Raw genomic sequence first — 25,410 nt, 5'->3', positions numbered from 1 at the left:
ATTCGGGGGTCGCTATTGCCGTCGATCCGAGCCCGCCCGCACATTGGCGATGGCGACCGCATTGCTCGCAAACCTCTGGCCCGTAGACACATGCTTCGCTGCGCCCTGATCCTACTGCTTACTGCCGGTTGCTCCGGTGCGCTGGATGCCGACGACGATCCTGGTAGCCCAAACAACCCGCCAGACAACACCCCGCCGACCGAGGTGGGTGTTCGTCTGCAGGAAGTGGTGGATGGCCTGACCCGGCCCGTGCACATTGCTTCGCCCCCGGGAGACGACCGCCTCTTCATCGTGGAACAGCCGGGGCGGATTCGCATCGTCCAGGATGGACAGCTCCTGCCCGAGCCCTTTCTCGACATCGACTCGAAGGTAGAGAGCGGCGGCAACGAACAAGGGCTGCTCAGCGTAGCCTTCCACCCGGACTACGCGACCAACGGGTACTTCTTTGTAAACTATACCGACTCCAACGGGGACACGCGGGTCGAGCGGTACTCGGTGAGCTCCAGCGATCCGAATCGCGCCGACCCATCCTCAGCGAAGCTCGTAATCGGCTTCGATCAGCCCTTCCGAAACCACAACGGTGGGCACCTCCTCTTCGGTCCGGACGGGAGGCTCTACATCCCCACCGGTGACGGCGGCAGCGGGGGCGACCCGCAAGGGAACGGTCAGAATCTCAACACGCTGCTGGGCAAGATCCTGCGCATCGACGTCGACGGAGGAGATCCTTACGCGGTCCCGCAGGATAACCCCTTCGCCAACCGCTCGGACGCGCGCCCCGAGATCTGGGCCCTGGGGCTCCGCAATCCCTGGAGGGTCGCCTTCGACCCCGAGGAGAACCTGCTCTACGTCGCCGACGTGGGGCAGAACGCCTGGGAGGAGGTATCGGTGGTACCGGCCGACGAAGGGGGCCTGAACTTCGGCTGGGACCGGATGGAGGGAACGCACTGCTTCGAGCCTGAAACCAACTGCGATCAGGAGGGCCTCGTCCTGCCGGTCGTGGAGTACCCCCACTCCCAGGGAATTTCCATCACCGGGGGTGTCGTCTATCGCGGAGAGGCCATTCCGGAGCTGCAGGGGCGGTACCTGTACGCCGACTTCGGGCGCGACTGGATCCGCTCTTTCCGCTACGAAGACGGTGAGGCGCGCGGCGACGCTCCGCTCGACCTCGACGGCGTGTCGAACATCTCCTCCTTCGGGGTGGACAACGAGGGTGAGGTGTACGTGGTGAGTCTCTCCGGCAGCGTCTACAAGCTGGTGCCCGACGCCTGAACCCTGATGGATGCTCTGGCTCCCTCGTCGCTGCCGACCTCCAGACGGCCGCGCCGGATCCTCCACGTCGACGTGGACGCGATGTTCGTCCAGTGCGCGAGCCTGGAGGATCCGGAGCGACTCGCGAATGAGCCGCTCATCCTGGTCGGCGGCAGCCCGACCGGCCGCGGCGTGGTCACCTCGGCGAGCTACGGCTGTCGCGCGTTCGGCGTGCGGAGCGCGATGCCGATGGCGACCGCGCTCCGGCTCTGCCCGAAGGCGGTTGTGGTTCGGGTCCCGGGAGCCATGATTCGACAGAAGAGCCACGAGCTGCGCGAGGTGCTGGCGGACTGGACCCCGGTGATGGCCGTCGCCTCGGTCGACGAAGCCTACCTGGACCTGACGGGCACGGAAGAGCTCTACCGCCACGAGTCCCTCGAGGCGATTGCCCGTGCGCTGCAGCGACAGGTGAAGGAGCGCACGGGGTTGGACGTCTCCATCGGCGGAGGGACCAATCGCCTGGTAGCGAAGCTCGCTACCGGGTTTGCGAAGCCGCGCGGGGTGTTCGTCGTGCCTCCCGGCGAGGAGGAGAGCTTCGTCGCGCGGCTGCAAATCGGTGATCTCATCGGGATCGGTCCTTCCTTCGAGGCGGAGCTCCGTCGGCGCGGAGTGACCTCGATGGAGGCGCTTCGCGCCCTGGACATCGCCACGATGGCGGGTTGGTGGGGACGCGAGCGGGCGGAGTGGCTGTGGCGGCGCTGCCGCGGCATAGACGAGGCTTCGATCGGCGGGCGCGGGGTTGGCTCGCGCAGCATCTCCAGCGAGAGGACCTTCGGCCGGGATCTGAGCTCCGTGGTGGAGCTCGAGGAGGCGCTGCTCGCGCTGGTGATAGACGTCTCCTCGTCGCTGAGGAGGAAGGGATTGTTTACCCGGACCGTCACGGTCAAGCTGCGCTACGCCGACTTCCAGGACCGCTCTCGGAGCCGGACGCTCGATGCGCCGATACAGACCGAGCGAGCGATCTTCACCGTCGCCCGCGAGCTCCTGCACAGCTTGCGAGCCCGGCGGGACGATCCGGTGCGGCTGATCGGCGTTGGCCTTACCAACCTGGACACGCACGGAGAGAACGCGCAGGGCCGCCTGGTGGACCTGATTCCTCCTCCGGAGAGCGCGCGGGATCGCGCGCTGGCCAGCGCGGCCGATCGCCTGCGCAGCCGATTCGGGGCGGATGCCCTGCGTCCCGCGCGGCTGCTCTACCGCCAACGGAGCGAGCGGCCCGGCGGGTCTCGTGGAGGGGCGAGTGGGGGGCGGCCGAAAAGGGAGGGCAGGGGGAACGATCCACCGAAATCGTCGCCATGAACTCCTCGATTTCCCTCCCCGTCTGGCTCTTCCTCCTGCTGGTCCTGCTGTCGCTCTGGGCTCTCTTCGACGGGCTCTTCGTGCCCGGGGTCCGCTGGTTCGTGCGGCAGCGGACCAACCGCATCATCGATCGGGTGAACACCCGCCTGCGCATCCGTATTCCTCCCTTCGAGCTCACCCGGCGCGAGGTGCTGATCGAGCGCGTCATCTATCATCCGCGCGTCATGGAGACGGCGGAAGAGTATGCCCGCGCGCAGGGCATGCCGCGCGATGTGGTGGTCGCCCGAGTCCGGCGCTACGCACAGGAGATCGTTCCGGCCTTCAACGCCTATCTCTACTTCCGGGTGGGGTACGCGATCGCTCGCAAGATCGCCCGGATGCTCTATCGGGTTCGGCTCGGTTACTCGGACGAAGCGGGGCTGGCGCGCATGGCGCCGGGGGCGACGGTGGTTTTCGTCATGAACCACCGCAGCAACATGGATTACATCCTGGTGGGTTACCTCGCCGCCAAACGTGCCGCTCTGAGCTACGCGGTCGGCGAATGGGCGCGCATCTGGCCGCTCCGTAGCCTGATCCGTTCCATGGGCGCCTATTTCGTACGGCGGAAGTCGGGCGACGAGCTATATCGCCGCGTGCTCGAGGTGTATGTGCACATGGCCACCGTGGGGGGCGTCACGCAGGCGGTCTATCCGGAGGGAGGCCTCACCCGCGACGGGCTCTTGCGCGAGCCCAAGCTGGGCCTGCTCGACTACATGCTGCGCTCCTTCGACCCGCAAGGGGTGAAGGACGTGGTCTTCATCCCGGTTGGCATCAATTACGATCGCACCCTCGAGGACCGGACGCTTCTGGCCGAGCTCGATCCCGGCGCACCTCGCCCCTCCCGCGTGACCGCGGTCGCTCGCACCGTCCGCTTCATCCTCCACAACCTCGCCCTGATGGCGCGCAACCGCTGGCACCGCTTCGGCTACGCTTGCGTCAACTTCGGCGCGCCGATCTCGGCAAGGGAGTTCATGCTCCAGCGAGGACTCGACTTCCGTCGCATGACTCGAGACGAGCGCGCGCCCCACATGGAGGCATTGGGCCGGACGCTGATGAGAGCGGTAGGCGCGGTGATACCCGTGCTACCGGTGCCGGTGCTCGCGACGGTTCTGCTGCGCAACGCGGGGTGTCCCCTGACGTCCATGGAGCTGAAATCGCAGGTTCAGTCGCTGTTCAGCGAGCTGGAGGCGTCGGGGGCGCACGTTTACATCCCCCGCCGAGACCGGGAATACGCGGTGGAGGTTGGCCTGCGCATGCTGCGCCTCCGCCATCTGGTGGACGAGAACGAGGGCTTCCTGCAGGCCCGTCCCACCGAACTTCCGCTGCTGAGGTACTACGCGAACTCGATTGCGCACCTGCTCGCCGGGTCCGCTTCCAGCTCCCGGCCCATCCAGGTCGTGCTCGCTTCGCCGAAATAAACGGTGCGTCTGCCGGGCAGGGCCTCGGCGGCTTACCTCGGGCGCCCCGAGGCACGGGCGATTGGACGCTGGCCTTCAAGCTAGCCCTCCGTCGGACGTCGCCCCGAGGTACTGCCAGTCCCTGAACCCGTCGTCCCGGAGGACCTGGCGGTTCACGCGGAACGACCACTCGGTGTCGCTCGTGTCCTCCCAGGTGACGTCGATTCGGGTCGGTGAAACCGCCGTCGCCACGATCCCGGTCGGTGGTTCGGGAAGGTTGAGCACGGCGGTCCCCGTCTCCCCAGCACTCGGTCACGCCGTCGCTCCGCAGCGCGCAGCTGCGGCAACCGGCCCGGTCAGGGAGGTCAGGCCCTTCCGCCGCGGCGGGTCCTCGCGCGCTGTGCCCCCGTTCTTTCGACATTTAGATTGCATCCGCCAGGATGCCGGGTGACCGCAATCGCGGCGCTGCTCGCTGCCGGCTCTCGCGAGTGTGGGGCTCTGATCGAAACTCCGCGGCCGCCGTCCTCGTCAGGGACCGCGCGGCATTCTGGCGCACGAGCTACCGGCCGATACGTCCGGTCCGCACGTCGGCTCGCACCTTCGTCACCAGCCAAACGGGGAATACGCTGGGCAAGCTCTTCGTTTTGATGATCACGGCGTTCATGGACATGGTGGGATTGTTGATGGTCATCCCACTGCTTCCGTTCTACGCCGTGGAGCTCGGCGGTAGCGGGATGATCGTCGGGGTGCTCGTCTCCGCGTATTCCGTCGCGCAGCTCCTGAGCGCCCCTTTCTGGGGGCGGGTCTCGGACCGGCGCGGGCGGCGTCCCGCCCTGCTGATCGGCCTGACCTTCTCCGTACTGGCGTATGTGATCTTCAGCTACGCGACATCGCTGTGGCTGCTGCTCCTCTCGCGTGTGGTGCAGGGTGCGGGAGGAGGGACGGTGGGGGTGATCCAGGCGTACGTGGCGGACGCAAGCGAGCCCGAGCACCGGGCGCGCAGCCTCGGCTGGATCTCAGCCGCAACCAACCTCGGCGTGGCCATCGGCCCCGTGCTGGGGTCCGCCACCTATGCCTGGGGCCGCGAGGCACCCGGTCTGGTGGCAGCAGCTCTCTGCCTGTTCAACATCGGCTTCGCCTGGCGCTTCCTCCGGGAGTCCCACGATGTCCGCTCCCGCCCGGAGGGGACGCGCCAGCGTCGCTCCGTCGAGGCCATCTGGGGGGTCATCCGGAACAGCCGGGAGCCCGCCTCCCGCCTGATCTGGATCTACGCGATCGCCATGGGCTCGTTCCAGGCGATGACGGCCATACTGGCCCTCTTCCTGGCGTATCGCTTCGAGGTCACGGAGCAGACGATCGGGTACTTCTTCATGTACATCGGCACGATCTCCGTCCTCACGCGGGCCGGCATTCTCGGCCCGCTGGTGGACAGGGTGGGGGAGGCGCGTCTCTCCCGGATCGGCATCGTCTTGCTGGCGACCGGCCTGGCCACGATTCCCCTGACCTATGGGTACGTCCCGCTTGCTCTCGCGGTGGCGCTGGTGCCGCTGGGTACCGCGTTCACCTTCCCCTGCATCACCTCGCTCCTCTCCCGCATCATCGAGCGGCACGAGCGCGGACTCTACATGGGGGTTCAGCAGACATTTGGCGGAGTGGCGCGCGTGCTCGGCCCGCTATGGGCCGGTTGGGCGTACGATCACCTCGGTGTGGGCGTACCCTTCTGGACCGGAGCGGTGCTGGTGATCGCCACCCTTCTTCTCGGGACGGGCATGAAGAACTACGTTCGCCCGAAGGAAGCAGTGGCCCACCAGGTCGCCTGAGCGCTCGCGCGCATCAAACGCTGAATCCGTGATCCGATGAAAAGATGAAAAGACGTCACGTTCGCTCGACGGCGCTGCTGGTCGTCCTGGCTCTGGGAGGTTGCGCGACCGGCCGCGAGGTGGAACTCAGTCCGGCGGACCCCGTCGCGACCGCGCTGAGGGCGCTTTGGGCAACCCCGGTGATCGACGGCCACAACGACTTCCCTTCGCAGGTGCTGGAGCGGGGCGGCAGCCTCGACGTGGTGGACCTGGCACGCCCGCAGCCGTTTCTGCACACCGACCTGCTGCGGCTGCGAGAGGGTCATGTGGGTGCGCAGTTCTGGTCGGCGTACGTCAGCACCGATTCAATGGAGAATGGAGCGCTACGCCACGCCCTGCGCGAGATCGACATGGTCCACCGGATGGTCGAGCGCTATCCCGACCTACAATGGGCGCGAACGGCCGACGACATCGTCGCAGCGCAGAGCAACGGGCGGATTGCCTCTCTCATCGGGGTCGAAGGAGGGCACGCGATCGAGGGCTCGCTCTCGGCGCTTCGCCTCTTCTACGCGCTGGGCGTGCGGTACATGACGCTGACCCACGGCCGAACGACCGACTGGGCCGACTCCGGCACCGACGAGCCGCGGCACGGCGGCCTATCTCCGTTCGGAGAGGCCGTGGTCCGGGAGATGAATCGGCTTGGGATGTTCGTCGACCTCAGTCACACCAGTCCGGAGACCATGCGGGATGCGCTACGGGTGAGCCGCGCCCCTGTCATCTTCTCACATTCTTCGGCCCGCGCTGTGACGGACCACCCGCGCAACGTGCCCGACGATGTTCTGCGGGAGCTCGCCCGTAACGGCGGGGTGGTGATGGTCACCTTCGTCCCGGAGTTCGTCAACGTGAGCGGGCACGCGACCCTCGGCGACGTCGCCGATCACATCGACCATATCCGCGAGGTAGCCGGCATCGACCACATCGGGATCGGGGGAGATTTCGACGGTATCAGCTCGGTGCCGGTCGGGTTGGAGGACGTGAGCAGCTATCCGGCACTCTTTGCGGAGCTCGCCCGCCGCGGATACACCGTCGAGGAGCTGCGCAAGATCGCCGGGTTGAATCTGCTGCGGGCGATGCGCGAGATGGAAGCGACCGCGCGTAGGCTGCGGCAGGTCGAGCATCCGCACCTTGTCGACATGGCTTCGTGAGCACACCGGTTCCGCCCGTGAGCCGCTCTTTGAGGTGTGGCTGACCCCCTCCGAGGTGTAGATGATCTTCGACACGCTGGCGAACCGCGCCCACTACGACCACCTGCATCCCCGCCTTCGTCTGGGGTTCGACTTCCTGGAGGCGTTCGACCCGAACTCTCCCGACGGCCGCTTTCCTATTGAAGGAGAGCGGGTCTTCGCGCTGGTGCAGAGCTATGAGACGGGCCCCTCCGCCGACCGCAGGTTCGAGATTCACCGTCGCTATATCGACCTCCAGTACGTGGTCGCGGGGCGGGAGCGGATCCTGCGGGCTCCGGGTGAGGGGCTGGAGGTGGAAGTGCCGTACGACGAGGAGCGCGACGCGGAGTTCTACCACGATCCGCCGGCCAGCAGCTCGGTGCTCCTGATCCCGGGTGATTTCGCCATCCTTTTCCCGGGCGAGGCCCACAAGAACGGGTGCATGGCCGGGGCGCGCGATCCGGTGAGGAAGATCGTGATCAAGATCGAGGCTGGTGGGTGAGTGTCGCCTGCGGCGGGCTGGTGCAACGCGATGTGCCCGAGCGGGGCCGCGCTCCTCGGTACTGTTGCCCTTTCGTCGCGCAGCCTCGCCCGGGCCGCAACACTCCGCGGGGAAGTGGTAGGGGGATCAGATCGGATCGTGCCGGTTCGGGAATTCGCCTGCTCCGTTCAGACGTCCCTGCGAGCGAGGTGGATCCACCGAAACCGCAATCACCTCGGGCCGTAGTAGGAGTAAACACCGACCGACCGGTCGGGCTCACGCACGCCACTCGGGAGGGAGCGATGGAGAACGAAAGCGGACCGGGACGGAAGCGCGACGCGTTCGACGAGCTGCAGTCGCGGATCGAGCGCGCGATCGACGAGATCCGACCGAAGGTGAAGCGCGCACTCGAGGAGCTCGACGCCACCGTAGATTCGGCCCTGGCCGACGTGAAGCCCAAGGTGGACGCCCGTATGCGGCAGGCACAGCCCAAGGTGGAGGAGTTCATCAGCGAGATCCAGCCACGGCTGGACAACGTGCTGCGCCGGATGCAGACGAAGCTGGAGGAGCTGCGCTCGGAGCTGGAGAGCCGGGCTCGCCGTTCGACTGAGGAAGGCGCATCTGCCGCGGCTGGTGGAGAGGCGGGATCCGCGGAAGGGGCCTCCGCGGGTGAAGGCTTTTCAGCCGGCGGTGCGAGTGGCGGGATGGGCGGAGCGGCAGGAGGCGAGGCCTCCGGTGGGGGCGCGGGGTGGAGCACCGGTGGCACCTCCTCCGGCGGTGGGTCGGACGCAGCGCCCGGCTCGGAGGAGGGTGGAGGACGTCCCGGCGGGGACGCGGCCTGAACGCCTGGTCCACTATGCAGCAGAGGGGCCGCCATTCGGCGGCCCCTCTGTTTTTGGCTCACTACGAGATGGTGGCTTACAGCACTGCAGCAGGAACGGTAATCGCTCCGGCTCCGGCTCGCTTCAGAAGTCCGAGTACTCGCGCGGACGGCTGAGGAAGCGAATCAGCTTCACCACCAGCCAGCCGACCAGCAGGATGGGTCCGATGGTGAACAGCAACCAGGTGCCGATTCCAAGCGCCGCCCCAAAGACCCAGAATGCGAGCTTCAGCCCTGCGATCACGAGCAGAGCCACGAAGAACCACGATATGATCGTTCCGAGCAGGGAGCGATCGCCTTCATTCGTCGACATGGAGTCCTCCGGTGGTGTGAGTCGCGCTTTCCGGTTCGTACGGGAAACTCGAGGCGGCGGTTTCAGGCAGAGTAGTCGCTCGCAGGAAAAGGGCAGAAGACCGATGCCGGGGGCTGGAGCGCTGGCAACGGCCCCGGTCCCGGCATATTATACGTCGCTCCGGACCTGAACCTGAGTAAGATCTTCCAAAATGGCCAAACTGCTGCTACACGCCGGCGTCTTCGCACTGTTCACCCTGATCGTCTATTTCGTCTGCATGTGGTTCGTGCGGGTCGAGGAGCGCAAACAGGAGAGGAGGAGCCAGGCCCGCCGCTGAGCTCGCTGCCGGCACCGGCACCCGACCTCCCGCCGACCGCCACGGTTCGCGCCCTCTTCGCGAGACTGAAACGTTTTACGCTCCTGAAACGTTTCTCATCTGGGAGAGACGCGTTTGCCAGGAGCGCGTGAACCTTCCGGCACGGCTCTGGCACCATGGGTCCCGCGGTCCCGTGGAAAGCGGTGATCCCGTGAGCAGGAGGTCTGCAAATGATCCTTTACTGGTCGGTGACGTTGCTGGCGGTTGCGGCGATGGTCGGCTGGTCGGCGGTCACCAACGGATATCTGGTACTGATGCGATTTCGCCGGCGCGGGCTGGTCATGCTGGAGCGAGGCGCCGACGGTCTGATGCACCTGGTCACACCCCGTGCACTGCCCGGGGTGCTGGTGCGATATGCTCTGCTGACTTCTGCCTGTTCGATACTCGCTCTCTACGAGCGGGCGCACGCCTACGTTCGGGCGCGGAAGAGCGTTGCACTGCCGGCCAAGGCTTGATACGCCACAACCAGCGCGGGCGCTTAGCGTGCGAGTGTCCGGCGGGACAGGGCAAACGGCACCCCAGGCGGGGTGCCGTTTGCGTTGATGGTCACCGCTGGAACCCCCCCGGTCGCCGGCTGCGTAGAGGCTTGATCGAACCTTAACGGGCCTCCAGCATGCCTTCCGTTCTTTCCATCGCACTGCTTGCATTCCAGCTCGGTACGTCGTCCGCCCAGGCCGCTCCGGCCGACGCCTATCTAGACGACGGCGCCCGGCAGCTGGTGGAGAGGGCGCGCAATCGTCGTTCGGCGGTCGAGGGGCGGATCGAGCGGTACACCACGGTGGCTCGTAGCCGGATCTCGATCGGCCTCCACGCCCTGCGTCGCAACCGGACACTCTACCGGTGCGAGGCCGCCAGCCGCGTCGAGTGGGTCCGCGGCGATACCATCCGGATCGATCTGCTCGGCGCGCGCGAAGCGGTTCCGATGTTCAGCAGGGAGGTACGCGCAGGCGACGACGACTGCGGCGGTACCTTCTTCGACCCGACCGCCGACCGCCTCGCCCTCGCACTCGGCGATGGAATGAGTCTCGAGGACTCCAGCTTCCTCCATCACCCTCTAGCACAGGGTAGCGAACGGCACTACCGCTTTCGCTCCGGCGAGACGACCACCATGCGCCTGCCGGACGGGACCGTGATCCGTCTGCTGGAGCTGGAGGTGCTTCCGCGTCGGAGCGAGCCGTTTCTGGTGCGCGGTTCGCTCTGGCTCGAGGATCGCAACTACGCGGTCGTACGGGCGATCCTACGTATGGCCCGTCCCTTCGACTACGACCGCGACGCGCGGCACCTCGCGGACGATGACAACGAGCCGGATGATGACGATGACGAGGTACCACGCATCCTGCGGCCTCTTCGGGGCGACCTTCGGTTCATCACCATCGAGTACGGGCTCTGGGACCAACAGTGGTGGCTGCCCAGGTTGATTGCGCTCGAAGGGGAGGGTGAAGCGGCCAACCTCTTGAAGGTTGGTCTGCGGATGGAGCGGAAGTACGACTCTTACGAAATCGCAGCCCTGCCTGCGGACGTGCCTTTGCCAGAGCTGCCCGCGCTGCCACCCGATAGCCTATGCGGGGGTGGTGGCGACGCCGGCGAGGAGTCCTGGGAAAGGGAGGAGCGCCGGCGCCGGGCGGAAGTCAGGCGCGAGGATAGGGACTCGTCCGGCCCGGGGATCGTCCGGATCGGATGTGAGTGCGCTGGGGACCGTTGCCAGGTGGTGGTCACCCGTGCGGCGGTCGACTCCACGGAGCTGGTGGCCAGCGCCTTGCTGCCTCCCTCGATCTTCTCGGCCGAGGATCCGATTGTCACCGACCGGGAGATGGAGGAGCTCCTTTCGCGCGTGCAGGATATCGCAAGCCCTCCGCTGGCGCTCGCCCCGATCACCTGGCGCGCAGGGCTGCAGGGCTTCGATCTGGTTCGCTACAATCGCGTGGAGGGGCTCTCGCTGGGCGCTGCCGCCAACATGGAGATGGGCGTGGCTTCGCTGGACGCCACGGTTCGTCTGGGTCTGGCCGACCTCGCGCCCAACTTCGAGGTCGCGGCTACGCGGAACACGGCGCTGTCGAGACAGCGGCTCGCCGCCTACCGGAGGCTGGACGCGGTCGGCCCCGGTGAAGGGATGATGGGTTTCGGCAGCTCCCTGGCGGCCTTCTTCCTGGGACGCGATGACGGCGATTACTACCGATCCTGGGGCGTGGAGGTGACCCGCGAGCCGGCGCGCACGGCCGACGGTCTGCAATGGCGGCTCTTCGGCGAGCTGCAGCGCCCGGCCGAGAAACATACCGACTTCAACCTGCCTAACACGTTCGGAGAGCAGGATTTCCGTCCCAACTTCACGGCGGAGGAGGCGGAACAGGTCGGCGGGCAACTGGCGCTGACCGGGAGCATCGGCGCCGATCCGGCCGGATGGCGCGGTCAGGCTACGGCTTCTCTTCTCGGCTCCACCGGGAGCTTCAGCTTCGCCCAGCCGCAGCTGACCCTGCGTGGCGCCGCCCCTCTTCCGTTCGATCTGCTGGGAGGGCTCGAGCTGGACGGGGGCACGACCTTCGGTACGGCGCCGGTGCAGAGCCACTACTTCCTCGGCGGCGGCCGGACGGTCCGGGGCTACCAGGGCAGCGCGGCCATCGGGGAGTCGTTCTGGACCGCGCGGGCAGAGATCGCCACCTCCGCGCCGGGTGCGCGCGTGGTCCTCTTCAGCGACGCGGGCTGGGCTGGCGACGCGGCGGACGTGGAGCTGGACCCGATCCTCCTCTCCGCCGGCGTGGGCGTGAGCTTCCTCGACGGAATCCTGCGCTTCGATCTCGCGCGGGCGCTACGGGAAGTGCAGGGGAGTGAAGGGTGGCGATTCGAGGTTCAGGTGGACGCGGGTCTCTGAGGCTGCGTTCGGCGGCGATTCCGCTGGACTTCCGGGGCTTCGTACGTAGATTGTCGAGCCTGAATTCAGCCTGCCGCCATCTCCCAAAGGAGGAACCGATGCTCGAATCCCGGTTGACTGTCGCCGGAGTCATGCTGACGCTGGTCGCCTGCGCCCCCTCACCTGCAAGTGACGGCCAGGGATCGTCCAGTTCCGCGAACGCCGACTCGGTTCAGCAGGTCGCTGTGGCCTGCACTCCTTCGCCGAACATGCCGGTGGAAGGGCGGCCCAGCCCCTACGATTCCACTGCCTTCACGCTGGGCGGGCAAAGGTCACTGGTGTGCTACGGACGTCCGTCCATGCGTGGACGCACGATCTTCGGGGGCCTCGTTCCCTATGGCCAGCTATGGCGTACGGGTGCCAACGAGCCGACCACCATCCATCTGCCGGTCGCCGCGACCATTGCAGGCATCCAGGTGGAGCCGGGCTCGTATTCGCTCTATACCGTTCCGGGCGAGCAAGAGTGGACGGTGATCGTCAACGCCTCCACGTCTCAGTGGGGGATCGAGAACCAGTACACGGAAGAAGTTCGCGCGCAAGAGGTTGGTCGGGCGACCGTTCCCTCCGAGCAGATTGACGCGCCGGTGGAGACCTTCGTCATCCGCGCGGAGCCGCAGGGAGAGGATGCGGTGGACCTCGTGCTCGAGTGGGAGACTACCCGCGTGAGGATCCCCGTGCAGCGAACCTGAGGCGGCGGTACGATCGGGGCCCCTTCTCGGGGGCCCTTCCTTCCGAAACTTTCCCTCCTCTCCCCCCGTAGTCCGGGCGGCAAGCGCCTGACATAGCCGTCGAGGCTCTCCAGACCTACCTCACAGCTCCGCACCTGGCATTCCGGAGTTTTCCATGAAGAAGCGCAACCGGTTCATACTCGGAACCGCGGGTATCCTTGTTCTCGTCGCGGGCGGTCTGGCAGTGTCCAGTGCCCGCGGGGCCGACGACGAAGGAGTCGCGGCGGTAGTGGTGTCACGTGCCGACGTCGTCGACAAGGCGCTGGCTGTGGGCACGATCGAGCCGGACGTGGAGGTCAGCGTCAAGTCGAAGGTGTCGGGGGTGGTGGGAAGGGCCTACGCGGAGGAGGGTGACTTCGTGGCCGCCGGTGATCCCCTGCTGGAGATCCGGCCGGATCCGACTCCGCTCGAGATGGTGGAGACCCAGCGCGCCCTCGAGATGCAGGAGCTGCAGCTCGAGAATTATCGGCGGGAAGCCGAGCGTCAGCGGGCACTGGCAGAGCGCGGCTTGATCTCCCAGCAGGAGTTCGAGGTGGCGCAGCGACAGTTCGAGCAGGCCGAGCTGGAGGTGCGCACCGCGCGTGAGCGCCTGGAGCTGCTGAAGAGCGGCCGCATCGAGGATTCCAACGTCGAGTCAGTCGTGCGCGCCCCGATCAGCGGTTACATCCTGGATCGCACCGTTGAGCCGGGCGATCCGGTCGTCCCCCTTACCTCCTACCAGGAGGGGACGGTCCTGATGACCATGGCAGACATGGAGCACCTGGTCTTCCGCGGCACTGTGGACGAGATCGACGTCGGACGGCTGAAGGAGGGCATGCCGGTTCAGGTGAAGATCGGGGCGCTCCCCGACGCGAAGGTGACCGGTCGCGTCGCGCGCATCTCTCTGAAGGCGACCAAGGAGGAAAACGCCACCAGCTTCCCGGTGGAGATCGAGCTCGACGCGGCCCCCGACGTTAAGCTGCGTGCCGGACTGTCGGCCAATGCCGAGGTCATCATCAACGAGCGCAAGAACGTTCTGGCGATTCCCGAGCGGCTCGTCACTTTCGAGGACGGCGGAGCGTGGGTGACGGTGCGCCGCCCTGATGGCACGACGGAGCGTCGCGCGATTCGGACCGGGCTGAGCGACGCCATGCAGGTCGAGGTGCTGGAGGGCCTGAGCGAGGGCGAGCAGGTGCTGGAGAAGCCTACCCAGACCATCGACTGATATCCCATGCCCGGGCTCACCGTCGTCCGCGAGTTCCTCGTGGACCTGCAGCGGCAGAAGCTGAGAACCAGCCTGACCATCATGGGGATCACCTGGGGAACGGTGGCGGTGGTGGTCCTCCTCGCCTTCGGGACGGGGCTGGCGAAGCAGATGAAGCGGAATGCACGTGGGATCGGCGAGTACGTCGTTATCCTGACGCCAGGGGTGACCACACTGCCCTACCAGGGATTTACCGAGGGACGGCAGATACGCCTCGACGAGGGGGACGTGGCGGCATTGCGATCGGAGGTACCGGGGATCCTGCGTGTGAGCCCTGAATACGGCGACTGGACGCCGGTGCGTCGTGGTCGGCAGGTCGCAAACCCGTTCGTTTCCGGCGTCTATCCCGAGTACGCCGGGATGCGCAACGTCTTCGCGGCTCCGGGTGGGCGCTTCTTCAACCAGCGAGACATGGAGCGGCGCCGGCGCGTCGCTTTCATCGGCGACGAGCTGGCCAACCTCCTGTTCGCCGGCGCCGACCCGATCGGTGAGACCATCTACATCCGCGATACGCCGTTCATCGTCGTGGGGGTGATGCAGCCTAAGACGCAGAACTCGTCCTACCAGTCGCAGGACAAGGACCGGCTCTTCATTCCGTCGACGACCTACACCTCCATGTTCGGCGACCGGTACGTGTCGCGAATCCTCTACCAGCCCGCGGATCCCACGCAAGCCGGGGAGGTGCGCGCTGCGGCGACCCAGGTGCTCGCGAACCGCCACAGCTACGATCCCGCCGATCGGGATGCGGTTTACGTCTGGGACACGGCTGAGAACATGAAAATGTTCAACTACCTGTTCCTCGGCTTCAATCTCTTTCTGGGTGTGGTGGGGAGCTTCACCCTGATCGTGGGCGGCGTGGGGGTCGCCAACATCATGTACATCGTCGTGCGTGAGCGAACCCGGGAAATCGGTATCAAGCGAGCACTGGGGGCCCGGCGGAGCGACATCCTCGGACAGATCTTTCTGGAGACGACGATGATCGTGGCCATCGGCGCCACCATCGGGCTCATCATCTCCATCGCCATGGTCAAGGTCGCGGGCCTGCTACCCATCCAGGAAGAGGTGGGCACGCCGGAGATGTCGCCGATGGTGGTGGGCGTTACGCTGACGCTACTGGCGATCGTCGCCTTCTTCTCCGGTCTCTTCCCGGCTCGCCGCGCGGCGAACCTGGACCCCGTGGAGAGTCTGCGTTACGGGACCTGAGGATTCACCGATGTGGAAGAATCTGCTGCAGGACTTCGTCGGTGACCTGAAGACGCAGAAGACCCGTGCCTTCCTCACCATCTTCGCCGTGGGGTGGGGTACCCTCTCGATCGTCCTGCTGCTCTCGTTCGGGGAGGGGTTGAAGCACGCGATCCTCAACGGCCAGCTCGGCGCGGGCGAGCAGATCTTCATCATCTATGGCGGCACCACGACCCGGCCTTATCAGGGGCTGCCTACGGGCCGGTACAATCCGCTCCATGAGGAGGATCTGAAGCTGCTGAAGGACAACATCCCCGAGATCGACCTGGTCAGTCCTAGCTACGGGAAGTGGGGAGCAGTGCTGCGTGCGGGATCGATCCAGACGACGACGATGATGGAGGGGGTGGATCCGAGCTTCAGCATCCTGCGGAACATGTACCCGGCCGCTGGAGGCCGCTTCCTCAACGCGCAGGACGTCCTGCAGCGCCGCCGGGTCGCTTTCCTCGGGGACTCCATCGCGAAGCGGCTCTTCCCGGACACCAGTGCGGTGGGGCAGACCCTCTTCGTGGATGGGGTTCCGTTCACCGTGGTCGGGACGATGGTTCCCAAGTTTCAGACCTCGATGAACAATGGCCCCGACGCGGATCGAATCATCATCCCTTCGTCGACCATGGCGGCGCTGTACGGTCGCACCACCGTGAGCTCGCTGATCGTTCGCCCGCGTGACGCGACCCAGGCGGAGTACGTGAAGCGACGGATCTATGAGGTGCTGGGTGCCCGCTACCAGTTCGACCCCGACGACGAGGGGGCGCTAGGGATCTGGGATTTCATCGAGAACCTGCGCATGTCTCGCCTGATCGCGGTGGGGATTCAGATCTTCCTTGGCGTGGTGGGGGCGCTGACGCTGACGGTAGCGGGGATCGGGCTGGCGAACGTGATGTACGTAGTGGTGCGCGAGCGCACTCGGGAAATCGGGATCAAGCGCGCGCTGGGTGCCCGGCGGAAGCACATCGTCACCCAGTTCGTGGCCGAGGCAACGCTGCTGGCGATGACCGGAGGGTTGATTGGACTAGGGCTGGCGGCGACGCTGGTCGTGGCCGTGGCCAGCATACCGGACGCCAACACGGCAATGACGTTCATCGCCAACCCACAGCTATCCTGGTGGATTGGCCTGGGGACGGTGGGGATCCTCACCGCCATCGGCATCTTTGCCGGAGTCCTTCCGGCTCGCCGCGCGGCCACGGTGGATCCGGTCGAGGCGCTGCGCTACGAGTGAGCGCCCGCCGGTATCGGCGACTCGCGAATCCAGCACGGACGAGGCGTCGGTCGGAGCATACTCCGCCCGCGGAAGCCGGAAACCCGAGGCTCTCCCGGACGTTCTGTGGCGGCAAGCCCGAGCCGAGGCCTCGTCCGATGCTTTCCTTCTCCTCACTTCATTCGCGAATCTCTCCGAACTCCCTCAGCTGGTCTTCGATCTTTGACCGGTCTCCGACCACCACGATCGTCATGCGTGAGGGATCGAGGTACGTGCGGGCAATGTGCATCACCTCCGCAGGTGTGACCTCATAGACCCGCGGCACGTAGCTCTCCAGCCAGTCGCGGCCGAGGCCGTGCAGGTTGATGAAGGAGAGCTGCGAGATGATCCCGCCGCGTGAGGAGTTCTGCAGGACGAAGGTGCCAGCCAGGTAGTTCTGGATGCCGCGCAGCTCCTCTTCCGATGGAGGCTCTCCCCGCAGCCGGTCGATCTCGAAAAAGATCTCCGTCAATGCCGGCCCGGTCACGTCGGTCGTGACGTCGGCGATCTCCGCCCAGTAGGCATCCCGGTAGCGCGAGGACAGCGTGCTGAACGGCGAGTAGGTGTAGCCCTTCTGCTCGCGAATGTTGCTGGTGATTCGCGAGGCGAAGGAGCCGCCCAGAAGTGCGTTCGTAACCTGCAGCGGGATGTAATCGGGGTTGGACGGGTCGATCACCGGCAGTCCGAGGTAGATGGTGGACTGCACCGCACCCGGCGAGTCGACGAGGTAGACCGCGCGACCGCTCTCCGGTGAGGGAATGCTCGGCATCGACTCACTCCCTGCCTCCCATCCCTCGAAGGCGGCCCGAATCGCCTGTTCGGTAGCCACCTCGTCAAAGCGCCCGGCGACGTAGAGGTGCGCGCGCGCGGCGGAGAAATTCTCCTGGTAAAACGCACGCACCTGCTCTGCGGTGAACCCCTGGAGCATCTCCGGAGTGGGGAAGGGCCGTCCGTACGGGTGCGACGGGTAGAGCACGGACACGAACTTCCTGAGCGCCTGCGCTTGCGGCTGGCTGAGCTGGATGGAGAGCTGGCGCAGCCGGTCGGCCCGAATCCGCTCGAGAGCCTCGGCCGGGAAGGAGGGGTTCTGCGCAATGTCGGCAATCAGCTCCACCATCTGCGGCACGAACTCGGACAGCGCATCGCCCGAGATGTTGGTGAGCGCCGACGAAACGCCGATCCCGATCGAGCCACCCATCGAAGCGGCGTCGCGGGCGATCTGCTCGGCGGAGCGGTTCGTGGTTCCTTCCTGCATCAGGTCGCCCGTGACGTCGGCCAGCCAGACTTCATCGGCCCCTTCGTCCACGTTGCCGACCCGGACGATGAGCTGCACCTGCGCCTTGGGGACCTCTCCGTACGGCACCAGGGTCACCTTCATCCCGTTGGAGAGGGAAAACTCGCGCGCGGCCGGAACGGAGAAGGGTCGCGGGGTGCCGGGCGTCGGGGGAGCCTGCTGCGCCCTGGCCGGCACGCTGACGACAGCGATGGAAGCGACGGCAGCGAGCGCGAGGGCTGGGCGAACCGAATGGATGCGCATCACTGTCCCTCCTGGCCGGGAGCAGCCCCGGGCTCGATGGTCAGGATCGTTCGATTGGTCGGTCGCAGGTATTCCTGTGCGGTGCGCTGGAGCAGCTCGGGGGTCACGCTGCGGAACTCCTCCTCCAGCCGATTGATGCGCGACGGATCGTCGTCGAAGAGGGCGAAGGAGGCGAGCAGATCCGCTCGGCCGAAGCCGAACATCGATTCCACCTCGTCGTAGAGGGCGGAGCGGACCTGCACCAGCGCTTCGTCCAGTTCCTCCTGGCTGAGCGGAGTCGTCATCAACTCGTCGATCACCTCGTCGATTACCGCCACGATGGAATCCGCCTCGACGTTCTGGTCGTGGAAGAGGTAGATCGTCATCAACGTGGGGCCGTTGATGTTGAACATGTTGCCCAGGAGGTTTATCCCACCGCTGACGTCACCGGTCAGACCGCGCTCCTGGACGAGCGCCTGGTAGAGGCGGCTGTCCCGTCCCTGGGTGAGGATCTCGTTCAGGACCCCGAAGGCGAAGTACTCCGGCGTGTTGCGCGGAGGTGCATGGTATCCGAGGGCGAGCGCCGGCCGGGTTGCCTTCTCGTCAGTGCGGGAGGCGCGCTTCTCCTCGGTCTGCCGCGGCTCGGAAATGTCGGGCATTTCCGCCGGGGGCGCGGCCGGGATGTCGGCGAAGTACTGCTCGATCCAGCGTCGGGTCTGCTCGGGATCGAAATTCCCGACGACCACCAAGGCGGCGTTGTTGGGGGCGTAGTAGGTCTCGAAGAAGCTGCGGGCGTCTTCCAGGGTGGCCGCCTGCAGGTCTTCCAGCTCACCGTAGAAGTTGTGGGCGTTGTACCAGTTCGTGTTGGCGTGCTGGGGAAGGTCCAGCCAGGGGAATCCGCCGTAGGGCTGGTTGATGACGTTCACGAGCACCTCGTTCGTCACCACCCCTTTCTGGTTCTCCAGGTTCTCCTCGGTGATGTCGAGCCCGCGCATGCGATCCGCTTCCGCCCACAACACAGTCTCGAGGGTGTGCGAGGGGACGATCTCGAAGTAGTTGGTGAAATCGAACCGGGTCGATCCGTTGAGCACTCCGCCGTTGCTCTGCACCAGCCGGATGAACTCCATCTTCCCCAGGTTTTCCGAGCCTTGGAACATCAGGTGCTCGAAGAGATGGGCGAAGCCGGTACGGTCCCGGGGTTCGATCCGGAATCCGATGTTGTAGTACACGCCCACAACGACTTTCGGGGCAGTCGTGTCCCGCGACAGGACAACCCGGAGTCCGTTGTCGAGCTTGTAATAGTCGACCGGGATCTGGAACGGCGCCGCGGTCGGCGCTTGCTGCGCTGCGGTGGGCGCTTCCTGTGCTGCCGGCTCCCCGGGCGAAGCGGGGGCCTGACGCGCCGCTGTCGAAGCGCAGGCGCAGGTGAGCGAGGCCAGTGCGACGGTGAGTACCGGACGCGCTAATGGTGTCATCCGCTGAGCTCCTCGGAGGGAACGGGAGGATGGATGCCCTGTTGATCGGAGATCTCCGTAGGGCGACCGACTGCAGAGATTTGCGGCGCTGCTCCTCTGCACGCAACAGGCCAGGGAGGGCAATCGTCGGAGTCTTCGGGGTGACCGCCACAATCGATGGTGTGAGCGGAGAAGCCGGCGTCAGGCAACGGCGTCTCCGCTGAGGCGTAGGGGCGTACGGGCGATCCGATCTTCGCTGATTCGACGCAGCAGGATCAGCAGCCGATCGACATCCTCCTCGTTGCTGGAGAGGCCGAGCGAGGCGCGGACGGCTCCGACCGGCGCCCCGCCCATACACTCGGAGAGGCCCCGGTGGGTGAAAGCCTTTCCGAGTTGCTCGAGGCACGCCCGCAGCCGCACCGCGTCGTAGGCAAAGGCGGCCTCGGATGCGCCTGGGTTACAGAAGCAGCCCCCGCGGAGAGAGATCCCCTCTGCGCCTGCCGCTTCCACCAGTGTCTCGTACGGAACCACGTCTCCGTCGGGATCGAGCAGGTTGAACGCTACTGTCGCCCCTCGTGCCTGGAGCGATGTCGGGCCATAGATGCGCACCGCCGGAGACCCGTTCGGATATCGGATGGCCGTGAGACCCTCCAGCATACGTGCGCAGAGGCCGAGCACGTGTGCTTCGATTGCCTCGACGCCGATCTCCGATAGGAAAGTGAGGCCATCGGCCACTGCGCCGAGGCCCAGGAAGTTCGGCGTGCCGTCCTCGAACCCGGGCTCGCCGTTGCGCAGCTGGTGCATCCCAGCGCCCACCGACACGAAATCCACCGCGCCTCCCGAGAACCACGGCCGCTCGAGCATTTCCAGGGCATCGCGTCGGGCAATCAGCGCGCCGACGCCGGTCGGGTAACCGAACATCTTGTAGAACGAGATCGCCACGAAATCCGCCTTCACGCGATCCAGGTGAAGAGGGTGGGTGGGAGCGAAGGCGGCGGCGTCGAGCAGGACCGAGTAGCCACGCGCGTGGGCGGTGTCGACCAGCTCCAACGGGTGCACCACTCCCGAAAAGTTCGACTGGGCGGGATAGGCGAAAAGCGAGGCTGGCCGACCGCGGCAATCGGGTATGTAGGCGAGAGGGTTCGCCAGGCGGAGCCCGCGTGTCAGGGGCAGGTAGATCACGTCTGCGCCACGCCGCGCCGCGAACTCGCGGATGCCGTTGACCGAATTGTGGTTGTCGGCGCTCAGCACGAAGCGAGAGTCAGGCCGGAAGGGGAAGCTCTCCCCGACCAGCTTGATCGCTGCCGTGGCGTTCGCGACGAAGCAGACGGCGTACTCAGTGGGATCCGCGGCGAAGAAACGGAGGACGGCGTCGCGGGCCAGCTCGATCTCCTCCGTGCTGTCGAGGGAGGCGGGATTCTCGGAGTGCGGATTTCCGAGAATGCCGCTGCCCAGCCGTGCGGCGTGGCGCCGGACCAGCGACTCGGGATAGAGCGTGCTACCGGTGTGATCGAGGTAGGCATGGTGGGACTCAACGAGCCGGCTGAACTCGGTGGCCCGGATGCGGGCGAAGAGCTGGGTGGCGGGCATGATACCCCCAGGGGGTGAGGGCGGCGGCGGATGGAGCGCCTCCGGCGGGAGGAGTGGGCGCGCCAGCGGTCATAATCTAATGGCGTCGGAAGGCATTGACGATGGACATCTTCCCGACGATGGGCACCTACGTGACGATGGCACCTACTTGACGCCAGCCACCTACCGGACGCGGGCCTCCGACGAGACGGCATCTATGGATGATGGCAGGTACGTGGCGATGGACATTTTTCCCGCGGCGCTCCCTCTCACCCGCCTCCGCTGGCGCCCCAGGCAATGGCGACTCATTTGGCGATGGTTCCGGAGGGCACGGCTCGGCGGCCGGGTCAGGCCGGCGGTGCGGGCTGCTGCTGGGTGAGACAGTGCAGCGTGCCCAATCCCCAGACGAGGTCCACGGAGTGGATGCCTACGACCTCCCGTTCCGGGAAGAGGCTGGCGATGATGTTCAGGGCGTGGCGGTCCTGCGGGTCGTTGAAGGTGGGTACCAGGACCACGCCGTTGGCGATGTAGAAGTTAGCGTAGCTCGCCGGAAGGCGGGTGCCGTCCATGATCACGGCGCGCGGAAAGGGCAGCCGGACCACGTTGATCCCGGCACTGAGCAACCGCTCCTCGTTCTCTACTGAGGCGGCGTGGTTCTCGTCCGCGGGGTTCGGCTCGTACGCCAGGGCAACCGTATCCTCGGACACGAAGCGGGCGATGTCGTCGACGTGACCGTGCGTATCGTCGCCAGCGCATCCGCGCCCGAGCCAGATGGTGCGCTCGATGCCCAGGTAGCGGGCGAAGGCCTCCTCGTATCCCTGTCGGGTGAGGCCGGGGTTGCGCTCCTGGATCGGTGAGAGGAGACACTCCTCCGTGGTGAGCATCACCCCCGCCCCGTTCGTGTCGATCGCCCCGCCCTCGAGCACGAGCCTTCCGGCGCCGTCGGGCCGCTGCGCCTCGATCGACGGAATTCCGGAGAGCTCCGCGATCCGTTCGCCCACCCGTTCGTCACGCGTATAGTTGTCGTACTTCGCCCAGGCATTGAAGCGCCAGCGAATCCACCGTACCCCCTCCTCTGTGACCACCCCGCTTCCGCCGGAGTCGCGCGTCCACACCCGGTCGGTCTCCACCCGGTGGAGGCGGAAGTTCTCGCGCACATCGTGGAGCGCGAGGGCGCGGGCGGCGTTTTCCCAGGTTGCCTCGTCGTGGCAGAGGATCTCGACCGGTTCGTACGCCGCCAGCACGCGCACGATCTCGGCGTAGACCCACGGAATCGCGGCTATCTTCCCGGGCCAGTCCGGCTCGTGGTGTGGCCACGCGATCCAGGTGGCGGCGTGCGGCTCCCACTCCGCCGGCCAGCGGATGCTCACGTTTGTGCCAGGTAGCGGTTGAGGATCGGGGCGTAGGCGTCGATGCGACGGTCGCGGAGGAACGGCCAGTTCCGGCGGGTCTCGTCGATCAGTGCGGGGTCGCATTCCACCACCAGCACCTCCGGCTCAGTGCCCGCTTCGGCGATAATGCGACCGAACGGGTCACAGACGAAGGAATGCCCGAAGAACTCGATCCCATCGGTCCCGGGCTCGTCCTCGTGTCCGACCCGGTTGGGCGACGCCGTGAACACCCCGTTGGCGATGGCGTGGCTGCGCTGGATGGTACGCCACGCTTCGACCTGCGCCGTTCCGTGCTCCTCCTTCTCGGAAGGGTGCCAGCCGATGGCGGTGGGGAAGAAGATCACCTCCGCCCCGAGGAGCGAGGTGATCCGCGCGGCCTCAGGGTACCACTGGTCCCAGCAGATGAGCACGCCGATACGGGCATAGCGGGTATGCCAGACCTTGAACCCACCCGTGGCGTCGTTCGCGTCGCCGGGTACGAAGTAGTACTTCTCGTGGTACAGCGGGTCGTCGGGGATGTGCATCTTCCGGTACACGCCCAGAAGAGACCCATCCGCGTCGATGATCGCCGCGGAGTTCCGATAGACGCCGGGCCCCTGGCGCTCGAACAGCGGGACGATGATGACGATCTGCAGCTCCTTCGCCAGCTCCTGCATGCGGGTGGTGGTGGGGCCGGGAATGGGCTCCGCCAGGTCGAAGCGGTCCGCATGCGTGGATTTGCAGAAGTAGGGGGAGTTGAAGAGCTCCTGCAGGCAGACGATCTGTGCACCCCGCCCAGCCGCCTCGCGCACGTTCGCGATGGACGCCTCGAGCTGCTCCTGCCGATTACTGCTCACCGCCTCCTGGATCAAGCCCAGGGTGAAGGGGCCTTTGCTCATCTAGAGTCCTCCAGAACCGTGACCGGTCTGAACACCGGGTAAGGAAGAAGCTAGGTACGCCGAGTGACCGCAGTCGTTCCCCCGCCCGCGCCCGCCCCCGGGGGCCGACTCGGGCGGACGGCCCCTGGTGTCGGTACCGAGGCGCGAGATGCATACCGCTCCACCGATGATGCCTCTAAGCCGCGGGTGGAGCAAGCGGGGGGGGTCGGCTTGCTTCGCCAGTCGGGTGCGGACATCTTGAGGATTCCTCGCGTCCGGCGGTGCCGGCGCGACCGAGAACCGTCTTCAGGAAGGGCAGAGCATGGCCGGACCGGAGTTCATCTACGTCATGAAGGGGCTCACCAAGGTGGTGCCTCCCAACCGGGTGATCCTCAAGGATATATGGCTCTCGTTCTACCCGGGGGCGAAGATCGGGGTAGTGGGCCCCAACGGGTCGGGGAAAAGCTCGCTGCTGAAGATCATGGCGGGGCTCGACAAGGACTTCAACGGCGAGGCCTGGCCCGCGGCCGGCATCAAGATCGGATACCTGCCGCAGGAGCCGGAGCTCGATCCCGCACTCGACGTGCGGGGCAATGTCGAGGAAGCGGTCAAGTACCAGCGGGAGCTGCTGCGGCGCTTCGAGGAGGTCAGCATGGCCTTCGCCGAGGTGAGCTCGGACGAGGAGATGAACCGGCTCATCGAGGAACAGGCGGCCCTCCAGGACCAGATCGACGCGGGCAACCTATGGGAGCTCGACCGCAAGATCGAGATCGCGATGGACGCGCTGCGCCTGCCTCCCCCCGATGCACGGGTGGACACCCTATCGGGCGGGGAGAAGCGCCGCGTGGCCCTCTGCCGCGTGCTGCTCGAGGAGCCCGATCTGCTTCTGCTCGACGAGCCGACGAACCACCTGGACGCGGAGTCGGTGGCGTGGCTGGAGCACCATCTTTCAGAGTTCCGGGGCACCATCGTCGCCATCACCCACGACCGCTACTTCCTCGACAACGTCGCCGAATGGATTCTCGAGCTCGACCGGGGTGAAGGGTATCCATTCAAGGGGAACTACACCTCCTGGCTGGAGCAGAAGCAGGAGCGCCTGCGCCGGGAGGAGAAGCAGGCCTCCGCGCGCCAGTGCACGCTGGAGCGCGAGCTGGAGTGGGTGCGCATGGCGCCGCGGGCGCGCCACGCCAAGGGGCAGGCACGCATCAACGCGTACGAGCAGCTCCTCAACGAAGACCCTCGGGAGAAGCTGAGCCGCGCCGAGATCGTGATCCCGAACGGCCCACGGCTGGGCGACGAGGTGGTCATCGCCAAGAACGTCACCAAGGGCTACGGCGACAAGCTGCTCATCGAGAACCTGAGCTTCAGCCTGCCGCGCGGCGGCATCGTTGGCGTGGTAGGGCCGAACGGGGCCGGGAAGACGACCCTCTTCCGCATGATCACCGGGCAGGAGAAGCCCGACTCGGGCGAGCTGAAGATCGGATCCACGGTCGAGCTCGCCTACGTGGACCAGAGCCGGGACTCCCTGGATGGGGAGAAGACGGTATACCAGGAGATCAGCGGCGGGAGCGACGCAATCCGCCTGGGCCGGGGCGAGGTGAACGCGCGGGCGTACTGCTCCTGGTTCGGCTTCAAGGGGAGCGATCAGCAGAAGCTGATCAAGGTGCTCTCCGGCGGAGAGCGAAACCGCGTGCACATGGCCAAGACGCTCCAGAAGGGCGGGAACCTGATCCTCCTCGACGAGCCGTCGAACGACCTGGACGTGGATACCTTGCGGGCACTGGAGGATGCGCTGCTGGAGTTCGCCGGCTGCGCCCTGGTGATCTCGCACGACCGCTGGTTCCTGGACCGGATCGCCACCCACATCCTGGCCTTCGAGGGCGACAGCCAGGTGCGCTGGTTCGAGGGGAACTACCAGGAGTACGAGGCGGATCGCAAGAAGCGGCTTGGCGCCGAGGCCGAGCGGCCGCATCGGATCAAGTATCGGAAGTTGATTCGCGCCTGATGGCGTGGGCTATTCGTTATTCGTTATTCGTTATTCGTTATCCGTTATCCGTTATCCGTTATCCGTTATCCGTTATCCGTTATCCGTTATCCGTTATCCGTTATCCGTCGGAAGACGCAGGCAGTAACCAAATCCGGAAAATCAAGTGGGCCGGCGCCGAAACCTGGCGCCG

At 66.2% G+C, this 25,410-nt stretch carries 22 protein-coding genes; 15 read left to right on the top strand and 7 right to left on the bottom strand.

The genetic code is table 11. The annotated features are described in order from the left end of the window. Positions 1–90: 90 nt before the first annotated feature. Genes VF167_17345 through VF167_17335 form a run of 3 tightly spaced genes read left to right on the top strand, consistent with a single transcriptional unit; the run spans position 91 to position 4,064 of the window. Positions 91–1,269 (top strand): PQQ-dependent sugar dehydrogenase, encoded by a 1,179-nt coding sequence (locus VF167_17345; GenBank protein HEX6927194.1) that lies wholly within the window; start codon positions 91–93, stop codon positions 1,267–1,269. A 6-nt stretch (positions 1,270–1,275) separates the two neighbouring features. Next, positions 1,276–2,607 (top strand): DNA polymerase IV, encoded by a 1,332-nt coding sequence (gene dinB, locus VF167_17340; protein HEX6927193.1) that lies wholly within the window; start codon positions 1,276–1,278, stop codon positions 2,605–2,607. Beyond that, positions 2,604–4,064: a 1-acyl-sn-glycerol-3-phosphate acyltransferase gene (locus tag VF167_17335; protein ID HEX6927192.1), complete on the top strand. Its 1,461-nt coding sequence runs from the start codon at positions 2,604–2,606 to the stop codon at positions 4,062–4,064. The genes dinB and VF167_17335 overlap by 4 nt, the downstream gene beginning before the upstream one ends. Positions 4,065–4,139: 75 nt before the next feature. On the opposite strand, the gene VF167_17330 is transcribed toward VF167_17335, so the two are convergent. After that, positions 4,140–4,328, bottom strand: a complete 189-nt coding sequence (locus VF167_17330) for a fibronectin type III domain-containing protein (GenBank protein ID HEX6927191.1) — start codon at positions 4,326–4,328, stop codon at positions 4,140–4,142. Between the two features lie 362 nt (positions 4,329–4,690). Here VF167_17330 and VF167_17325 point away from each other — a divergent pair, with 362 nt between their 5' ends. The 4 genes from VF167_17325 (at position 4,691) to VF167_17310 (ending at position 8,388) form a co-directional block, all read left to right on the top strand. Then, entirely contained in the window at positions 4,691–5,863 is a 1,173-nt protein-coding gene (locus tag VF167_17325; protein ID HEX6927190.1) for an MFS transporter, read from the top strand. Between the two features lie 44 nt (positions 5,864–5,907). Continuing rightward, the gene (locus tag VF167_17320) at positions 5,908–7,047 is read left to right on the top strand and encodes a dipeptidase (GenBank protein HEX6927189.1); all 1,140 of its coding nucleotides are present in this window, start codon (positions 5,908–5,910) and stop codon (positions 7,045–7,047) included. Between the two features lie 61 nt (positions 7,048–7,108). Continuing rightward, a complete protein-coding gene (locus tag VF167_17315) occupies positions 7,109–7,567 on the top strand; it encodes a YhcH/YjgK/YiaL family protein (protein ID HEX6927188.1) in 459 nt (152 codons plus the stop codon). A 281-nt stretch (positions 7,568–7,848) separates the two neighbouring features. Further along, positions 7,849–8,388 carry a hypothetical protein gene (locus VF167_17310; GenBank protein HEX6927187.1) on the top strand — a complete coding sequence of 180 codons (540 nt, stop codon included), beginning with the start codon at positions 7,849–7,851 and terminating at the stop codon, positions 8,386–8,388. Between the two features lie 123 nt (positions 8,389–8,511). On the opposite strand, the gene VF167_17305 is transcribed toward VF167_17310, so the two are convergent. After that, positions 8,512–8,739: a hypothetical protein gene (locus VF167_17305; protein ID HEX6927186.1), complete on the bottom strand. Its 228-nt coding sequence runs from the start codon at positions 8,737–8,739 to the stop codon at positions 8,512–8,514. Positions 8,740–8,929: 190 nt separating this feature from the next. Between VF167_17305 and VF167_17300 the strand changes: the two genes are divergently transcribed. The 7 genes from VF167_17300 (at position 8,930) to VF167_17270 (ending at position 16,428) form a co-directional block, all read left to right on the top strand. Further along, positions 8,930–9,055: a hypothetical protein gene (locus VF167_17300; GenBank protein ID HEX6927185.1), complete on the top strand. Its 126-nt coding sequence runs from the start codon at positions 8,930–8,932 to the stop codon at positions 9,053–9,055. A gap of 209 nt (positions 9,056–9,264) precedes the next feature. After that, complete coding sequence (locus VF167_17295; protein ID HEX6927184.1) at positions 9,265–9,549, top strand: hypothetical protein; 285 nt, start codon at positions 9,265–9,267, stop codon at positions 9,547–9,549. A gap of 158 nt (positions 9,550–9,707) precedes the next feature. Beyond that, positions 9,708–11,960: a BamA/TamA family outer membrane protein gene (locus VF167_17290; GenBank protein HEX6927183.1), complete on the top strand. Its 2,253-nt coding sequence runs from the start codon at positions 9,708–9,710 to the stop codon at positions 11,958–11,960. 98 nt (positions 11,961–12,058) lie between these two features. Continuing rightward, positions 12,059–12,688: a DUF2911 domain-containing protein gene (locus VF167_17285; GenBank protein HEX6927182.1), complete on the top strand. Its 630-nt coding sequence runs from the start codon at positions 12,059–12,061 to the stop codon at positions 12,686–12,688. A gap of 154 nt (positions 12,689–12,842) precedes the next feature. Next, positions 12,843–13,931 (top strand): efflux RND transporter periplasmic adaptor subunit, encoded by a 1,089-nt coding sequence (locus VF167_17280; GenBank protein HEX6927181.1) that lies wholly within the window; start codon positions 12,843–12,845, stop codon positions 13,929–13,931. Between the two features lie 6 nt (positions 13,932–13,937). Further along, the gene (locus VF167_17275; GenBank protein ID HEX6927180.1) at positions 13,938–15,173 is read left to right on the top strand and encodes an ABC transporter permease; all 1,236 of its coding nucleotides are present in this window, start codon (positions 13,938–13,940) and stop codon (positions 15,171–15,173) included. A 10-nt stretch (positions 15,174–15,183) separates the two neighbouring features. Next, the gene (locus tag VF167_17270; protein HEX6927179.1) at positions 15,184–16,428 is read left to right on the top strand and encodes an ABC transporter permease; all 1,245 of its coding nucleotides are present in this window, start codon (positions 15,184–15,186) and stop codon (positions 16,426–16,428) included. Between the two features lie 157 nt (positions 16,429–16,585). Here VF167_17270 and VF167_17265 read toward each other — a convergent pair whose 3' ends face one another. The 5 genes from VF167_17265 to VF167_17245 all read right to left on the bottom strand — a co-directional run bounded on the left by VF167_17265 (position 16,586) and on the right by VF167_17245 (position 23,254). Next, positions 16,586–17,983 (bottom strand): pitrilysin family protein, encoded by a 1,398-nt coding sequence (locus tag VF167_17265; protein HEX6927178.1) that lies wholly within the window; start codon positions 17,981–17,983, stop codon positions 16,586–16,588. Then, positions 17,983–19,437, bottom strand: a complete 1,455-nt coding sequence (locus VF167_17260; GenBank protein ID HEX6927177.1) for a pitrilysin family protein — start codon at positions 19,435–19,437, stop codon at positions 17,983–17,985. Before VF167_17260 ends, VF167_17265 begins: the two co-directional genes overlap by 1 nt. Positions 19,438–19,617: 180 nt before the next feature. Then, on the bottom strand, positions 19,618–21,006 hold the full coding sequence (locus tag VF167_17255; GenBank protein ID HEX6927176.1) for an aminotransferase class V-fold PLP-dependent enzyme: 1,389 nt from the start codon (positions 21,004–21,006) through the stop codon (positions 19,618–19,620). Positions 21,007–21,332: 326 nt separating this feature from the next. Continuing rightward, positions 21,333–22,355, bottom strand: coding sequence for an agmatine deiminase family protein (locus VF167_17250; GenBank protein HEX6927175.1), 1,023 nt, complete (start codon positions 22,353–22,355; stop codon positions 21,333–21,335). Next, a complete protein-coding gene (locus tag VF167_17245) occupies positions 22,352–23,254 on the bottom strand; it encodes a carbon-nitrogen hydrolase (GenBank protein HEX6927174.1) in 903 nt (300 codons plus the stop codon). The genes VF167_17250 and VF167_17245 overlap by 4 nt, the downstream gene beginning before the upstream one ends. A 301-nt stretch (positions 23,255–23,555) precedes the next feature. Between VF167_17245 and ettA the strand changes: the two genes are divergently transcribed. Continuing rightward, entirely contained in the window at positions 23,556–25,238 is a 1,683-nt protein-coding gene (gene ettA, locus VF167_17240) for an energy-dependent translational throttle protein EttA (GenBank protein ID HEX6927173.1), read from the top strand. The last annotated feature ends 172 nt before the right edge of the window (positions 25,239–25,410 follow it).

This window comes from Longimicrobiaceae bacterium (assembly GCA_036375715.1).
GTDB lineage: Bacteria > Gemmatimonadota > Gemmatimonadetes > Longimicrobiales > Longimicrobiaceae > DASVBS01.
This window is presented reverse-complemented; position numbering and strand designations above follow the sequence as displayed.

What these genes read in the sequence shown, in the direction of transcription:
- VF167_17345 (HEX6927194.1), top strand. Translation starts at nt 91, where the DNA reads ATGCTTCGCTGCGCCCTGATCCTACTGCTTACTGCCGGTTGCTCCGGT.
- dinB (HEX6927193.1), top strand. Translation starts at nt 1,276, where the DNA reads ATGGATGCTCTGGCTCCCTCGTCGCTGCCGACCTCCAGACGGCCGCGC.
- VF167_17335 (HEX6927192.1), top strand. Translation starts at nt 2,604, where the DNA reads ATGAACTCCTCGATTTCCCTCCCCGTCTGGCTCTTCCTCCTGCTGGTC.
- VF167_17325 (HEX6927190.1), top strand. Translation starts at nt 4,691, where the DNA reads ATGATCACGGCGTTCATGGACATGGTGGGATTGTTGATGGTCATCCCA.
- VF167_17320 (HEX6927189.1), top strand. Translation starts at nt 5,908, where the DNA reads ATGAAAAGACGTCACGTTCGCTCGACGGCGCTGCTGGTCGTCCTGGCT.
- VF167_17315 (HEX6927188.1), top strand. Translation starts at nt 7,109, where the DNA reads ATGATCTTCGACACGCTGGCGAACCGCGCCCACTACGACCACCTGCAT.
- VF167_17310 (HEX6927187.1), top strand. Translation starts at nt 7,849, where the DNA reads ATGGAGAACGAAAGCGGACCGGGACGGAAGCGCGACGCGTTCGACGAG.
- VF167_17305 (HEX6927186.1), bottom strand. Translation starts at nt 8,739, where the DNA reads ATGTCGACGAATGAAGGCGATCGCTCCCTGCTCGGAACGATCATATCG.
- VF167_17300 (HEX6927185.1), top strand. Translation starts at nt 8,930, where the DNA reads ATGGCCAAACTGCTGCTACACGCCGGCGTCTTCGCACTGTTCACCCTG.
- VF167_17295 (HEX6927184.1), top strand. Translation starts at nt 9,265, where the DNA reads ATGATCCTTTACTGGTCGGTGACGTTGCTGGCGGTTGCGGCGATGGTC.
- VF167_17290 (HEX6927183.1), top strand. Translation starts at nt 9,708, where the DNA reads ATGCCTTCCGTTCTTTCCATCGCACTGCTTGCATTCCAGCTCGGTACG.
- VF167_17285 (HEX6927182.1), top strand. Translation starts at nt 12,059, where the DNA reads ATGCTCGAATCCCGGTTGACTGTCGCCGGAGTCATGCTGACGCTGGTC.
- VF167_17280 (HEX6927181.1), top strand. Translation starts at nt 12,843, where the DNA reads ATGAAGAAGCGCAACCGGTTCATACTCGGAACCGCGGGTATCCTTGTT.
- VF167_17275 (HEX6927180.1), top strand. Translation starts at nt 13,938, where the DNA reads ATGCCCGGGCTCACCGTCGTCCGCGAGTTCCTCGTGGACCTGCAGCGG.
- VF167_17270 (HEX6927179.1), top strand. Translation starts at nt 15,184, where the DNA reads ATGTGGAAGAATCTGCTGCAGGACTTCGTCGGTGACCTGAAGACGCAG.
- VF167_17265 (HEX6927178.1), bottom strand. Translation starts at nt 17,983, where the DNA reads ATGCGCATCCATTCGGTTCGCCCAGCCCTCGCGCTCGCTGCCGTCGCT.
- VF167_17260 (HEX6927177.1), bottom strand. Translation starts at nt 19,437, where the DNA reads ATGACACCATTAGCGCGTCCGGTACTCACCGTCGCACTGGCCTCGCTC.
- VF167_17255 (HEX6927176.1), bottom strand. Translation starts at nt 21,006, where the DNA reads ATGCCCGCCACCCAGCTCTTCGCCCGCATCCGGGCCACCGAGTTCAGC.
- VF167_17245 (HEX6927174.1), bottom strand. Translation starts at nt 23,254, where the DNA reads ATGAGCAAAGGCCCCTTCACCCTGGGCTTGATCCAGGAGGCGGTGAGC.
- ettA (HEX6927173.1), top strand. Translation starts at nt 23,556, where the DNA reads ATGGCCGGACCGGAGTTCATCTACGTCATGAAGGGGCTCACCAAGGTG.